Origin of the sequence: Neptunomonas marina (assembly GCF_004005935.1) — a bacterium.
Lineage (GTDB): Bacteria > Pseudomonadota > Gammaproteobacteria > Pseudomonadales > Balneatricaceae > Neptunomonas > Neptunomonas marina.
In genome coordinates, this window is record NZ_SACQ01000004.1 from 275,946 (window position 1) to 290,799 (window position 14,854).

General features: G+C 47.2%; 12 protein-coding genes. All 12 read right to left on the reverse strand.

The annotated features are described in order from the left end of the window. Positions 1-3: 3 nt before the first annotated feature. From EOE65_RS10620 to EOE65_RS10675, 12 genes are read right to left on the reverse strand one after another with little or no spacing between them, the layout of a single operon-like run. Positions 4-1,203, reverse strand: a complete 1,200-nt coding sequence (locus tag EOE65_RS10620) for a TIGR04063 family PEP-CTERM/XrtA system glycosyltransferase (RefSeq protein ID WP_127694290.1) — start codon at positions 1,201-1,203, stop codon at positions 4-6. A 12-nt stretch (positions 1,204-1,215) separates the two neighbouring features. Beyond that, positions 1,216-3,120 (reverse strand): XrtA/PEP-CTERM system amidotransferase, encoded by a 1,905-nt coding sequence (locus EOE65_RS10625; RefSeq protein ID WP_127694291.1) that lies wholly within the window; start codon positions 3,118-3,120, stop codon positions 1,216-1,218. Between the two features lie 27 nt (positions 3,121-3,147). Next, the gene (locus tag EOE65_RS10630) at positions 3,148-4,305 is read right to left on the reverse strand and encodes a TIGR03088 family PEP-CTERM/XrtA system glycosyltransferase (protein WP_164847088.1); all 1,158 of its coding nucleotides are present in this window, start codon (positions 4,303-4,305) and stop codon (positions 3,148-3,150) included. Continuing rightward, complete coding sequence (xrtA, locus tag EOE65_RS10635; RefSeq protein ID WP_127694293.1) at positions 4,286-5,836, reverse strand: exosortase A; 1,551 nt, start codon at positions 5,834-5,836, stop codon at positions 4,286-4,288. The genes EOE65_RS10630 and xrtA overlap by 20 nt, the downstream gene beginning before the upstream one ends. Next, positions 5,837-7,051, reverse strand: coding sequence for a TIGR03087 family PEP-CTERM/XrtA system glycosyltransferase (locus tag EOE65_RS10640; RefSeq protein ID WP_127694294.1), 1,215 nt, complete (start codon positions 7,049-7,051; stop codon positions 5,837-5,839). After that, the gene (locus EOE65_RS10645; RefSeq protein WP_127694295.1) at positions 7,051-8,079 is read right to left on the reverse strand and encodes a FemAB family XrtA/PEP-CTERM system-associated protein; all 1,029 of its coding nucleotides are present in this window, start codon (positions 8,077-8,079) and stop codon (positions 7,051-7,053) included. The genes EOE65_RS10640 and EOE65_RS10645 overlap by 1 nt, the downstream gene beginning before the upstream one ends. A gap of 25 nt (positions 8,080-8,104) precedes the next feature. Next, on the reverse strand, positions 8,105-8,980 hold the full coding sequence (locus tag EOE65_RS10650) for an XrtA system polysaccharide deacetylase (protein ID WP_240656971.1): 876 nt from the start codon (positions 8,978-8,980) through the stop codon (positions 8,105-8,107). After that, entirely contained in the window at positions 8,977-10,134 is a 1,158-nt protein-coding gene (wecB, locus tag EOE65_RS10655; RefSeq protein ID WP_127694296.1) for a non-hydrolyzing UDP-N-acetylglucosamine 2-epimerase, read from the reverse strand. The genes EOE65_RS10650 and wecB overlap by 4 nt, the downstream gene beginning before the upstream one ends. A gap of 13 nt (positions 10,135-10,147) precedes the next feature. After that, entirely contained in the window at positions 10,148-11,587 is a 1,440-nt protein-coding gene (locus EOE65_RS10660) for a TIGR03016 family PEP-CTERM system-associated outer membrane protein (RefSeq protein ID WP_164847089.1), read from the reverse strand. Further along, a complete protein-coding gene (locus tag EOE65_RS10665; RefSeq protein WP_127694298.1) occupies positions 11,559-12,470 on the reverse strand; it encodes an XrtA-associated tyrosine autokinase in 912 nt (303 codons plus the stop codon). Before EOE65_RS10665 ends, EOE65_RS10660 begins: the two co-directional genes overlap by 29 nt. Further along, on the reverse strand, positions 12,467-14,047 hold the full coding sequence (locus EOE65_RS10670; RefSeq protein WP_127694299.1) for an XrtA system polysaccharide chain length determinant: 1,581 nt from the start codon (positions 14,045-14,047) through the stop codon (positions 12,467-12,469). The genes EOE65_RS10665 and EOE65_RS10670 overlap by 4 nt, the downstream gene beginning before the upstream one ends. A 30-nt stretch (positions 14,048-14,077) precedes the next feature. After that, positions 14,078-14,761 carry an XrtA/PEP-CTERM system exopolysaccharide export protein gene (locus EOE65_RS10675; protein WP_206052663.1) on the reverse strand — a complete coding sequence of 228 codons (684 nt, stop codon included), beginning with the start codon at positions 14,759-14,761 and terminating at the stop codon, positions 14,078-14,080. Between the last annotated feature and the right edge of the window lie 93 nt (positions 14,762-14,854).

The following is a 14,854-nucleotide window of genomic DNA, read 5'->3' on the forward strand; positions in this document are numbered from 1 at the left end:
AGCTCACACAAGGTTCGGGTAAACGTTGCGATAATTACCAACGCTAACTTCCCAGTTTCTCACCTCTTCTACATAGCGGCGTCCTGCGTCACGGTAACCATCCCAAGCGTCTTCCTGGGAGAAGAAATCCACGACAACACGTGCCAGATCATCGCTCTCTCCGGCCTTAAACAGCCTTCCCGTCTCACCATCGTTAATTAACTCGAGGTGTCCGCCAACATCCGAAGCAACTACCAACTTACCTTGCGCCATAGCCTCGAGTGGCTTTAAAGGTGTCACAAGATCCGTAAGACGCATGGCAAGGCGTGGATAAACAAATATATCGACCAAACTGTAGTAGGCCTGTACTTCGGTATGAGGCACTCGCCCCGTCATAACCACATAGTCGTGAAGATTAAGTGCCGCGACTTTTTCTTTAATAAGCGCTTCTTGTGGGCCACCGCCGACCAAGAGAAGACGCAGATCCGGCATTTGCTTTACGATACTTGGCAAAGCATCAAGCAACAACAGCAGGCCCTCGTACGCATAGAATGAGCCAATAAAACCAATGACTTTCTTATCGGATAAGCCTAGCTTATCAGCGAGCGCATGATCAGCCGCTTCAATCAGCGGGAAGTGCTCGATATCAACAGCATTCGGTATGACAGTGATCTTTTGCTCAGGAATGCCACGCGCCACAATATCCTTGCGCAGCCCCTCACAAATCGTCGTTACTGCATCCGCATTTTTAAAGACATGGGTTTCCATAGCACGCGTCAATTTATAACGCAGATCACCCTCTTTACAGGTACCATGGTCAACCGCCGCATCCTCCCAAAAGCCTCGGCATTCGTAAACCACTGGAATACCGTACTTACGCTTCATTTTCAGCGCAGCCATACCCGTCAAAGCTGGAGAGTGCGCATGCAGCACATCCGGTTTCACTTCTTGAATCACTTCATCAAGGCGCTCAGCGAGCTCAGAGACAACAGCCCACTGGTTTAAGACGGGCAAATCCGAATACCAACGACGACCGGATTGCGTGCGGAAAAAGCGTAGATCCTCGACCATCTCTTGTGGCTCAGATTCGGCCGTATGCTTACCTGATGTTACGTGTTCAGTTTGCCAACCGAACTCGCGTTGCTTACGCAAAATAGAGCGTGTTCTAAACGTATAGCCGCTATGTAACGGAATAGAATGATCGAGTATGTGTAGAATTTTCATGAGTATTTCCGCTTATGCCGCTTTAGCTTGCATTTCTCGTTCGAGAAAAGCGCTAAACATGAGTAATGTCCAAATAATAACACTGTAGTCGCGCAAACCACTTTGATGGTGCTTTACGACCTCTTCGACATACTCGAGATTAAACAATCCGCTATCTCGGATAATAGGCCCCATCAGCGCTTCCTGAACACGCTCTTTTAATGGTCCACGGAACCACTTAGCGAGTGGCACGCCGAAGCCCATCTTAGGGCGGTATAGAACATCGTGTGGCAAACTCGGCTCTAAAGACTTCTTGAGAATATATTTCCCTTCTTGGCCCTTTAGCTTTTGCTCTGCTGGCAAACCAGATACCCATTCAACGAACTTATGATCAAGCAGAGGTACGCGCACCTCCAATGCATGAGCCATACTCGCACGATCAACTTTAGTTAAAATATCGCCAACCAGATATGTTTTCATATCCAAGTATTGAATAAGTGACAGAGGATCTTGTGTCGGCGATTTCTTTACGTAGTAATCGAAGGTTTCAATTGACTTGTAGCCTTTTAATGCCGCTTTAAGCTCTGCACTAAACAGTCGATCACGCTGCTCATCCGTCAATAGGGATACTGTCTGCAAATAGGCTTCTACTGATGAGCGAGCCAGCGCTTGGAACGTTGTTTTCGCTCGGAAGACACGCGGTGCCCAATCCGCCTTCGGATAGAGTTTGCCTAACGTCCCAAAAAGCGGTTTACGGATACTCAGAGGTAACGTAGAACGAAGTTTTTCCTCGTTCATGTGCCATTTGTACCGTCGATAACCTGCAAAATGCTCATCCCCACCATCGCCAGACAGCGCCACTGTCACACGCTTTTTCGCTAGCTGGCAGACTCGGTAAGTTGGTATAGCTGAGCTATCTGCATATGGCTCATCATAAAGATCAGCAAGCGTATCCAGTAAAGCAAAGTCATCGCTACCAACGAGTTCTTCAAAGTGGTTAGTTTTGTATTGCTCAGCTACTTTCTTTGCGTATTCCGTTTCATCAAACTGCTTTACATCAAAGCCAATCGCACAAGTATTGACTGGGTCGCTTTGCTCTTTCGCCATCATCGCTACAACAGCACTAGAGTCGACACCACCCGATAAGAACGCTCCAAGCGGTACTTCCGCCACCATGCGGACGCGCACTGCCTCGCGCATACGCTCAACAAGCTCTTTTTCCGTTAATTCAGGTGATGACAGTTCAACAGGTTTGAAAGGGATATCCCAGTACTCTTTTTGCACAACATCGGTGCTACCTTTCTTGAGCAGAATGGTGTGGCCCGGTCTTAACTTTTGTACGCCCTGATAGATAGTTTTTGGCTCTGGGATATAACCAAACGTAAAGTAATCTTCGATGGCAGTAACGTCGATATCACGAGGTAGGTTATCCAGCGTCTTTAATGCTTTAAGCTCAGAGCTAAAAGCAAAGCTACCATCAGGCAACACAGCATAAAATAACGGTTTGATACCGAGTCGGTCACGTGCAACAAATAGTGACTGCTGATTGCGATCCCAGATCGCAAAGGCAAACATGCCTCGAAATCTGTCAACACAACGCTCGCCCCACTCCTCCCAAGCATGAACAATAACTTCCGTATCACAGTGCGTACGAAAGATATGGCCTTTTTCTGTCAGTTCTTCAGACAGCTCCGGAAAATTGTAGATCTCGCCGTTATATGTAACGACAACCGTATGATCTTCATTAAAAAGCGGCTGCTGACCGCTGGATAAGTCGATGATAGATAAGCGACGATGACCAAAGGCAACGCCCGGCTCAATGTGTAACCCACCTTCATCAGGGCCACGGTGAAACTGAGTTTCGTTCATTTGCGAAACGAGATCACGGCTGTACTCACGGTGCCCTGAAAGATCATAAACGCCAACAATGCCACACATTTTTAACTGATTCCCTTAAAAGTCTTGCTAGCGCCTAGCACTCAGCTCTTCGTAGATAGATAAATAGCGATCAACCGTTCGATTCCAGCAGAACTCGCTTGTCACTCGCGCTAGGCTCTCTGCAGCCAAGCGCTCTCGTTGTTGATCATCTTTTACTAAGGTCACAATAGCGTTTGCCAACCGCTCGCTATCGTCAACGGGCACGAGAATACCATTAGTTTCATTAACTAATTCTGGATTTCCACCGACATTTGTTGCAATGATGGGTAAGCGACAAGACATAGCCTCAAGGATGGTATTGGAGATACCTTCTCCCAGAGATGGTAAAACAAAAATATCGAAGTTCTTTAGTAACTCGGGGATATCATTGCGGTTACCTGCCAACCAAACAGAGTCCTGAAGTTGGGCATCCGCTACCTTAGCTTCCAAACTTTTAAATTCAGGCCCATCACCGACGATAATAAGCCGGAGGCGCTCGGCGAGTAGCGGCTCACTTTTCATGATGAGCTCAAATGCTTCGAGTAAACTGATCTGGTTTTTAACCGCAGCGGCGCGCCCGACTGTACCGATGATAATAAGGTCATCACCACCAAACTCTTCAGGGAGTCCACAGACCTCAGCTACAGAAGAACTCGATGAGAAGCGTGCATGATCAACGCCATTATAGATCTGCACGACTTTCTTTGGCGAAACCGCAACAGTATCCAATAACCACTGCTCTAAATCTTGGCTTACCGCGATATAACGATGCACAAAAAAGCGCATGACCTTTCTTAAGGCATTGTATTTGCGGTTGCTACCATCCAAATCATAAATATCACGCCCATGTTCACCATGAACCCTTTTAGCTCCCGGTACTAAGAACGCGATTGCCTGCATCTCTAACGCGGATAAATTCCGTGTGTGGACAACATCCGGCTTTAACGTCCAAAGTAGCTTGAGTAAACGGTAGTAAAGGCCAAAGTCTTGCCCTTCTCGCTTATTCAGCTCAAATACTTTTACATCATCCGACTCGATTCGCTGAGAAAACTCCGTAGCATGCGTCAAGCATATGATGACATGCCGGACGCGATCTCGTGGAGTGCGGTTGATTATGTTGATCAAGCCATTCTCTAGTCCGCCAGTGCCTAACTCGTGGATGATATGAACAACTAAAGGAATGGAGTCATCGGATACTCGCGGCACGATCAAGCTCCTGCTCTATAGTTGTTACAGCCTTGGTGGAGAACTCTTCAAGTAAGCGCACCTCATCACTTGCGAAGTTGCGGTCTTCAACCGAAATCGAGGTTACAATCCAAGCCGCATCCAATCTTTGAAACGTCACTTTCGCTATCATTTCAAGCAACTTAGCCTTTAACCGGCTGGTAGTATACGTATCACCTACTCGATACCAAGACAAAACAATTAACGTTTCTGTTGCGCCTGAAATCTCAGTGCGAGTCACGTCAGTTGGTGTGCCATTGAGGCCAATAGACGCCTTGGACTGAGATAACGTTCGCCAAGCATCATTTTCAGTAGACAATAACGTGTTGTTCCAACTGATTAGCTCCTCACCCTGTCGCTGGCTCGCAAAGTGTTGAACTACCACACCAATAGTTTTTCCCTCATACCGGTAGCCCTGCTTAGTGATACCACCACCCACCATATTCGGCTGCCACGCCCATGGATACGCTATCTGAATTACGCCCGTATCAACGAGCACTGGGAGCTCCGCCAATTGCTTCCCTGTCGCGCGATTATCGGAAAAGTACGCTAGAGCTGGGCCAGAGAGTGTAACCATCATCAAGATAGCAAAAACGCCACCGAGCCTGTGAGTTGCAGGAGAATAGGTATTTCTGACAGATTCAGAACCCTCAGAGTCCTCCGAAACATCATCGCTGAACCGGTTACCTACGGTCACAAGCACGAAGATTACAAGACCAAAAAAGACCCATCCGTATACGAGGTGATCCACACCGGTCGCTACCGTCATATCACTTAAGTGCCCTAACATCACAATGATATAGGCTCTAAACCCATTTGCGATGATCGGCACCAAGATCGAAGCAAGTATGAAAAGCACCTTCTTATATGGCTTTCGGTAAGTAAGGTGCGCGTACAAGAAACCGAGTGTCGTAGAAGCAATGAGATACCTGACACCGCTACAGGCTTCAACAACGGACCAGTTGCCCGTAGGTAACGAAAAGTAGAGACCTTCACGGAAAACAGGAATTCCGGATAGGCGCACCATAGCCACCGTAAAGTCTGCGGTAAACTCCATCATCCCCGGCACCAACTCTTCACCCATCGGCACCATAAATAGTAGAAAGCCAAGCGGAAACAGGAGTAGTTTTGCAGCCTCATTACCGATCAGGGCCCAAATTCCTCCGATCAGCACAATGACCACACCTAGCTGCTGTAGCAAGAGAGTGTCGACTAAGCTGCCTGCTAACCAAATCAGAGTACCTATGCCTGCTAAAACCACACCGAGTAACGAGTGGCGTGGAGCTATATCAGCAAGCGCTTCGCGTTTACCCCAGACAAGCCATAGCGAAATTGGCAAGATTAAAAATGCATGTGTAAAGGTGTCAGAGCGTGACCAGACGCTAACCATTGAAGCTATCGTGTCGAAGAAAGTGACCGCCAAGACGACCAAGAAACAACTCAGCCAAACGGCATGCTGCTGCCACGGGTTCGCGAACGAGTAACTCTTTGTCGGGGTAGAGGAGACGGTCATTTAAGATACCACTGCAGCACTATCAAGCAGAGTTTTAACGGTAGGCAAGCTCGATTCCCAACTAAAGTCCGCGATGACTCTGCTTCTCGCGGCTTTACCCATGTCAGTGTGTTTTGTCTCAACGATACGCACTACTGCATCAATCACTTCTTGAGCCGTATTAGCTAGCAAAACCTCTTGCTCTGGTATTGCAGAGATTCCCTCTAGCCCCATATCCGAAACAACAACGGGGGTCTCCATTGCCATGGCTTCGAGTACTTTATTCTGAATTCCACGGGCTATACGCATAGGAGCAACAGAAACCGCAGCTTGCGCAATATATGGACGGATATCGTCAACGCGCCCAGTGACTTTGACACCAGGAAGCGCGTCTAATTGTTTAACTGACGATGCGGGGTTGCTACCCACGATATAAAAGGTCAACGCCTCAAATCGAGCCTTGAGTGTTGGCAGCACCTCTTCAACAAACCAAGTCACCGCATCAATATTAGGCCAATAATCCATAGCTCCCGTAAAAACAACGGCAACTTCACCTTTACCATAAACGCTTGGGTAGTCATCTCTAGGGCGGAAAAATTCAGAATCGACACCATTATTGTAGAAGCCTATTTTATCGGCATAAGCTGGCAACATTTCCCGAAAGAGCTGCGCCTCAGTTGAAGATACAAATAAGCTTGCGTCAAAGCTCTTAGCGATCCACTCTTCGTAGTTGAACAGGTATTTAGCTTCGCGCCGATACACCCAACTCATAGGCCAGGATTTCTTTTCAGCATACTGCGCCCACTTATCTGAATCGATATCAACCAAATCCAGTACTGTTTTCTCAAAAGAAACAGCATCGCCATCTAAAAACTGAGCCATGGGCGAAGAGAACGCTACAGCTTTAGTGACGCCCTTGCGCTGGTTAATGTCGACAACCCAACGAGACAGCTCTTGGTTAGCATAGTAGGGAACGGATAAAGCTTGCCCGGTTAGTAACCCTCTGAGGCTACGCACCTTCGCCACCGTGGGGTTAATACCGATGAAAAGACACTCTTCACACATCGCCTCCAACTCTTCGGTGTACGCCCAATCCTGCTCATCGTCGATAAAGCATCCTAAATAAACACGGTAATGCTTCACGAGGTATTTGAGCAGATTAAACGCCCGAATCTTATCGCCTTTATTGGGAGGAAAAGGAATACGGTGGCACAACAACAAGAGTGATGGTTTCATTAACCGAGACTCCGAGAAAGCAGAGGTCCGAGGCGATTAGCTACCGGTAGTGGAAGCTTTTTCCACATATCGATAAACAGCTTATATTTAGGGTTGTTCGGGTTTACTTCTGGAATGGAGTCCGACTCTACAAGGAAAAACTCATAGTTGAGCAGCTCTGGCTCAAACCCCCACCCCTTTTTAAAGAGGTAAGGCCCAGTATCTTTTTTGCTACGACCAAAATCAAATACTCGATAGCCTTCATCAACAGAGCGGCGCATGAGTTCCCAATACATAAAATCATGTGCTTTTAGATGTTTAGCACTATCAAAACTACCCGCGTAGTATGGCAAAACTTGGTCTTTGAAATAGAAGCTCATCAAACCAGCAACATCTTTACCTTCATGCGTAATCATCAGTACGCGGCAATCTTTACCAAACTCTTCTCGCAAGCAGCGAAATAACTTATGGGAAAAAACAGGCGTGCCTAAGTTTCTTACACTTTCTGCATACGTTGCGAAAAAGCGCTCCCAACCAGAATCCTCTTCACTCTGAAGGTTCGCTTTAATACCACCTCGAATCATTGCGCGACGCTTTCGAGGTATCGCCAACATGTTTTCTTCATTGTCCTCAGAAAGCGATTTTCGAAACGTGTAATAAAGCTCTTTTGTTGGCCAGCCACTACTGGTCTGCTCGATATTACGCATCTCAAGCGCCGAGACTTTAAGTTCTTTAGCAAGCTCACATGCTCGCATGCGCAGCTCAGCTTCCGCTTGCTCATTCAGAGCGACAATGCCTCCATAAACACAGAACGGTGTTGACGTAAGCGCACTACCAAACAGCCGACTTTTAATGTGCACCAACGGTAGCACACCGACAATAGCGCCATCGTCCTCGGCATAAAGGAAGTATGTACGATGTTTAAAAGCGCGTTCAATAACGCGCTTCCAACCTGCTCGATGAAAGAAAGTGGCGGAATCCGCTTGCGCAACAAACGCGTCCCATTGCTCAAACTTTGATTCAGATAATTCCAGTATCTGAAGACTCATGTCACTCTCCAAAAAAATAGTTAAATCATGCAGGACAAACAGCTTTGCGCGCTGCTGCTATCTCTTGTGCAAACACTTCATCCATACGCCCCCAAGCGAAGTCACCTAAGAGCTGATCTAAACGAGGTTCCATACGTGCCAAGTTGATGTAGTGCCTAAACTTGGTTTTTATCGGAATATCCCCGACACGAGGCTGTTCAGGGTCAACTTCCCATGGATGAAAATAAAAGTTACATGCTTGCTGCTCTTTCACATTCACTTGCTGCAAAGCCCATCGCGTCAAAGCATAAGGAAAGAAACGGAACCAACCGCCCCCGCCGAAATTAATGTTTTTTCCCATCACAGGATAAGTGGTCACAGGGATCTCGGCTAACTTTCCATCCGCTACCGAAAATGCAAAGCGTGATGCGCTCTGCATACCGTAGTGGTCATGCTGGATTGGCACGACACTTGAGCTGTACACATGACCACTTTCAACTAACGTTTCAAACGCCCATAGGTTATCTTCACAAATAGAGTAGCTCGGAGCACGATACCCGGAAATTTCTACGCCACCCACATCTTCGAGAACCGCTTTCGTTCTGGACACATCTTGAAAAAATGCCTCCGGTGTAAAACCCGTCACTCTCTGATGATCCCAGCCATGACTAGCTAACTCATGCCCCTCTTCTACAATGCGGCGCACCATATTAGGGTACTTTTCAGCAAGCCAGCCCAATGTAAAGAATGTTGCCTTGACGCTATGTGAATCAAACAGCGCTAATATGCGATCCATATTGCGCTCAACTCGGCATTCTTTATCTCCCCAAGCGTCGCGATCAATGTGAGACTCAAAAGCAGAGACCTGGAAGTAATCTTCCACATCGACTGTCATAGCGTTAATAATGGGCTGATGACTCACTCAGAAGACTCCTGAGTAAACTGTTGTCGACACCAGCCTTCGGTAATTTCAACAATACGCTCGGCCGCTTTGCCATCCCAATACTCAGGACGAGAAGAGCCTTTGGCAGTACCAAGCATAACTGTGTTGAAAGCAGCCCGAATAGCCTCTGGGTCTGTACCAACAATCGTGTTAGTACCCTCATCGACAGTAATTGGGCGCTCAGTATTTTCTCGCAGCGTCAAACAAGGTGTACCTAAAGCCGTTGTTTCTTCTTGAATACCCCCAGAGTCTGTCAATACAACAGAGGCCCGATCCATCAAGCCGAGCATTTCCAAATAACCCATTGGTGGGAGCATGTGGATATTGGCATCAGACAGTAATTTATCGAAACCACCCTGCTCTATTTTTGCCTTAGTACGCGGGTGCACTGGGAAGACAAGTGGCAACTCGTTGCTAATCGAAACCAGTGTATTAAGCAACCTTTCTAACACGATGGGGTCGTCAACATTCGAGGGACGATGCAGCGTTAGAAGTCCAAACGTTTGCGCCAAAGAAGATGCGTGATCGGTTTCTAGATGTTGTTTAAACGTCTGTGCAGGCTCAATTGCTCTTGGCAAGTTATATAGCAGCGTATCAATCATTACATTGCCAACAAAGTGAACTTTCTCTGCAGCAATACCTTCCGCCGTCAAGTTCCCCTCAGCCGAGCGCTCAGTCGTAAACAGAAGGTCTGATAGTTGATCGGTCAAGATTCTGTTGATCTCTTCTGGCATAGCGCGATCGCCGCTTCTTAACCCAGATTCAACATGAATAACGTTGATACCTTTCTTCACGGCAACTAACGCGCACGCAATCGTCGAATTAACATCACCGACTACAAGCACCAAATGTGGATTCACGCGATCCATGACTGGCTCAAACGCTGTCATAATATTCGCCGTTTGCACCGCATGTGAGCCCGAACCAACACCAAGATCAACATCTGGCTCAGGTATTCCAAGCTGTTCGAAAAAAGACTCTTTCATCGCCTTGTCATAGTGTTGCCCCGTATGAACCAGCGTCGCTTCAAAGCGGTCGTTTGCTTCCAAAGCTCGCATGATCGGAGCAATCTTCATGAAATTCGGGCGCGCGCCCACAATACAGATAACTCTATATTTTTCGAAATTAAGCATAAAAATCTCTTATTTAAAGGCGAGTAGTAAAACGCAACTGAATTCGATTTTCCTGATACGAGTCACCAACATTGGCATCTCGATCTATGAACTGGTAAAGAAAGCCCACGCTTGTGTCATCATCTAAACGACGATCCCAACCCAAACGAAGTTCATACTCATCAGCTTCCTCAGTGCCCCGGGACGACCGAGTACCGATAAGACCTACATTAAGAGTAGATACCCGTGAGATCTGTCGCGAAAATGAAAGCCCAAGCTCACTCACTTCCTCATCATCACGTCCATCTTCATAATCTAGATTGGAATACGAGATATCTAACCCAAACTTAGATCGGCGACCACTGACAGACCAGCCCAATTTCAGCTTCTCGTTAATAAAAGCGCCCTCTGTCACACTATTGGCACTAAGTTGCTGGACTAATTGCGTAAAAGGATCGACCGGATCACCTGCAGCGTCTCTATCGCTGAATGTAGACTGCCCTTCAATAAGGGAGTTAGAGTCAGATAGGTCTCGACTATAACTTAAAGTCAACACACTACGTTTTAACTTGTGCGACAGCTCAAGAGTCGGGGTTGAGCCGAAAAATCTATCAACGTACCCAACGTTTAGGCGCGTTCTCGACGATGGAGTCCATACCGCTCCAACTTTCCATATACGGCCATCATTTGTATCGCGAACAGTTTCAAAATCGTTGTTTTCTCGACCAATTGTACCAGTCAAAGCAAAGTGTTCCGTAAACTGGTATCCGAGGCCGGCCTGAATAGTAGAGAAGCTCGACGCGCTATTATCAGTGTCTGTATCTCGGTAATCTGCACTCAGAGACACCGTAGCTTTACTGCCTGCGAGCTCGCGGGCCACCTCGAACTCCGCCCCAGAAGTATCTGCTCCACTCACGCTGTCGTCAGAGCTTTCTTGACCCTGAAAAAATGTCGCCAGCTTAAAGCGATTGCCATTTTGATACGTTTTCTGAAGATACGGCTCTATGCGGTATGTATAAGTCTCGGTACGGTTGCTATTCCTATTGAGAGGATCATCACCATTAGTGGGTCCTAACGCATCAATCGAGCGCTGCGAAACCTGGAGATTCGTATCCAGATAAGCAAAATTCTCGATCAGCTCTGTATCAAAACTCGAACTAATTCTCGGCGAGAAGCGATCAACATCTTCACCGCCAGCCGTTAGTTCAGCACTACCAATAAAACTAAATCTAGCGCGACCACCATCTCTCTTGATCAAAAGGTTTGGCGAAACTTTCGTAACAAATTCAGACGAACCACTCTCGTCATCACTGCTGCCATTATCCGAGTAAATACTCGACACAGAAAACCCTGCTTCCGTTTTCCAGTCTCTCGCTTGCGCTTGCGTTACACTGAATGCAACGCAAGCCGACAAACCACAGACCACCAAACGGCAATGGTCTTTTCTACGTACGCCCGCCATAACCATACCCATATCCGTATCCATACCTCGCTGAAGCTTTGATATTTGAACGGTTCAACACCATACCTACGACCGTATCATTGCCGATATACTGAAGCGCGTCAGTAACGGCCTCGTGAGAAGTTTTTCCCGCAGCGACAACAAATACAATTTGACCCATAAAGTTTGCAAGCACGCGCGCTTCAGTGGTCAACAATAGTGGTGGCGAATCAAACACGATAATCCGATCAGGGTAGCGCTGCGAAAGCTCTAACATAAAGCTCTTCATATCATCACTTGCCAGCAACTCCGTAGCGCGCTGATGCAACTTGCCAGACGGCAAAATTCGCAAATTAGGAATATTCGTTTTCAGGACGACATCTCTAAAACCTAGCGTTTTATCTTCAAGCAAGTCGATCAGACCAACACTATCCTTTGGAACCCCTAACAACGCGCCCGCGGAAGCTTTCGAAACATCAGCATCAACGAAGAGCACAGACTTCCCTTGCTCCATCGCGATACTCAGCGCTAGATTAACCGCCGAAAATGTCTTCCCCTCTCCCGGCAACGCACTAGCTACCATGATTAGGTTAGCATGCTGCACTTCTGTAGCACCTTTGCCATCAATATTCAGCAACAAAGGTCGCTTAATACCACGATACTCTTCAGCGATTTGGCTGTTAGGCATCGAGGGAGAAAGCATACCCAACGCAGCCAAACGAGATACCGGAATATTAATAAAGCCATGTTCAGACTCTACACCCTCTGGCACAACAGAAGTAGCTGGCTGCTGCGGCGCGCTACTAACGGGCTCAGCAGCTACCACCTCTTCCTGAGAGGCCGACAGATTTGAGGAATTAGCGCCCACATCTTGATTCTTATCCAGATTGCGAATCGCTTTCTCTATAATACTCATGCGCCTCCCCTTATAGCCTGAAGCAGCGAGCTAACGCCTGACGTTTGAGCATCAAGCACTGAAATACCAACAAATACTAAAATCAAACACGAGAACACAGAGAAAAAGAGCACGTTATTTAGCAAGCTTCGACGCTTATCTGACGATGTTTTAATCTCAGCAACCGCACCCAACACAGGGAGACCTGTCACCTGCGTCAGCGACTCTCTGGTAATAAATACAGGCTTAAACAATGAAATAACAAATGCTAAACCAGCCCCTGCGCCAAGCGCTAAAATAAAGACAACAGCATTTAGCAGTAGCTTATTCGGCTCATTTGGTTCAAGCGGCACGAACGGAGGATCTATCACGCGAAACTTTACATCATTTGCTTGCTGCTCAACATTGTCCGAAATCCGAGCTGATTCACGGCGTTTCAGCAGTGTATTATGCTGAGCCGATATCACATCGTAATCACGGTTCAATTGCTGCAGCTCGCTTTCGATAAGCGGAATATTATCCACTTTCTCTTCAAGACTCTTAACGCGACGAGCATACTCATCCACTCGCGTTTTAAGCTCAGCTTCAGTCGCTTCAGTTTGCGCCAACATAGTTCGCATCTGCTGATAAACTGGACTATTCAAAAGCCCCGAGAATTGCTCAGGCAAATTGCTTTCAGCTCGCGCTATTGCACTTCCCTTCTTCGCCTCTAATGACGCAATAACCTCCTTGACTTGCAGGACATTAGGATGGCGATCCGTATACTTCAGCGCTAATGTATCCAACTGCTGTTCGAGTGCAGAGATACGCTCATCAATCGCTAGGACTTCAGGCGAGTCATCAGCCTGCCCTGCCAAGAAGACTGGTTCTTCTCCATCGATTTGGCGAACAAGCTCTGCTTTACGGTTGCGTGTTTCACGTAACTGCAAGGAAGCAGCCTCAAGCTGACCACGTTCGATCTCCAAACGCTTATAATAACCACCTGTCTCACCAGGCAACACACCTACGTTACGCTGTTTAAAGTCAGCTAGGCGTGCTTCAGCTTCAATAAGGCGCTGCTCATAATCTGCTATTTGCTTATCAAGGAACTCTTGCGCACCACTACTATCCTTACGCTTATCACCAAGGGCACTTTCAACAAATACAGTAATTAACGACTGAACGACTTTTTTGGCAGTATTTCGGTCTTCATGCTTAAAGGATATCGAGTAAAGCGAAGCGTTTCTTCGCTCTCCGGCCAACGAAATCGAGCGGCGCAAGTTATCGAGCAACTCCTCCTTCTCGCCGTCATTCTTTACATAAAGATCCAGATCCGCCATACGCATCAGCTTTTCCAGATTCGGCCGACTTAGCAGGGTTCGGCTCATAAGAGCAATCCGCTGATCCACATCAGGCTGGATTGCTAAACCACGCAACAAAGGCCTAAGAACCGAGTTGGTATCCACATGTATACGGGCCGTAGCAATATATTTTTCTGGTGTCAGTGATACAGCTAACCAACCACCCATGGCAATTAACCAAACCAGAACTAAACCGACCCAACGAAAGCGCCACGCGCCCCATAATGCACTGTGTAACTGAGCAACAATCTCACGCATTGATTTTTATACGCCCTTGTAAAAAGAAGATTAAAACCAGGCTTCAGGAATTACTACGATGTCGCCAGGCTTCATCGCCATGTTCGCAGCGATATCACCTTCATTAAGGAGCGAATCCAAACGCAAGCTATAAGTCTGCTGCTCACCGTCTACCATACGAATGAGCTTAGCCGCATCTCCGTCTGCAAACTCATTAAGGCCACCCACCAAAATCATGACATCAAGCAGAGTCATGTGCTTAGAGTAAGGGACACCTGTGGGGCTAACGCCATCACCAACAACCCTAATCTGCTGATCAGGAATGGTGACAAACTCGTCAATAATGACAGTTACAATAGGGTTCTTGATATATTGGGAGTAGACCTCTTCGATCTCGCGCGCGAGCTCGGTGGAGGTTCTTCCGCTCGCCTGCAGATCTTCTGCTAAGCGCGTTGTAATCTTGCCATCTGGGCGAACCGGCACGGTTACGGAAAGATCGTCATTACCCCATACGAAGATCTGCACGTCATCGCCAGGTCCAATAACATAGTTGTAGTCGTATTCAGCAAAGCGCTCCTCTTCAGCAACCATCGGATGATCTGAGTTAATGCTACAGCCGGATAACACAGCCGCACACACTGCCAAAGGTAGAGACTTTCTCAAAAACTTCGATACAAAAAGGTGCACTTCCTCGCCCTCCAAAATCAGGTTCCAATACTCTACAAAGTAGGACACTTTGGCCCATTACGCACACACCGTTGTCAATCTAACATACAAAAATGTCAGATCGAATAACTACTTATCGAGCCAATACGGGGAACACTATCG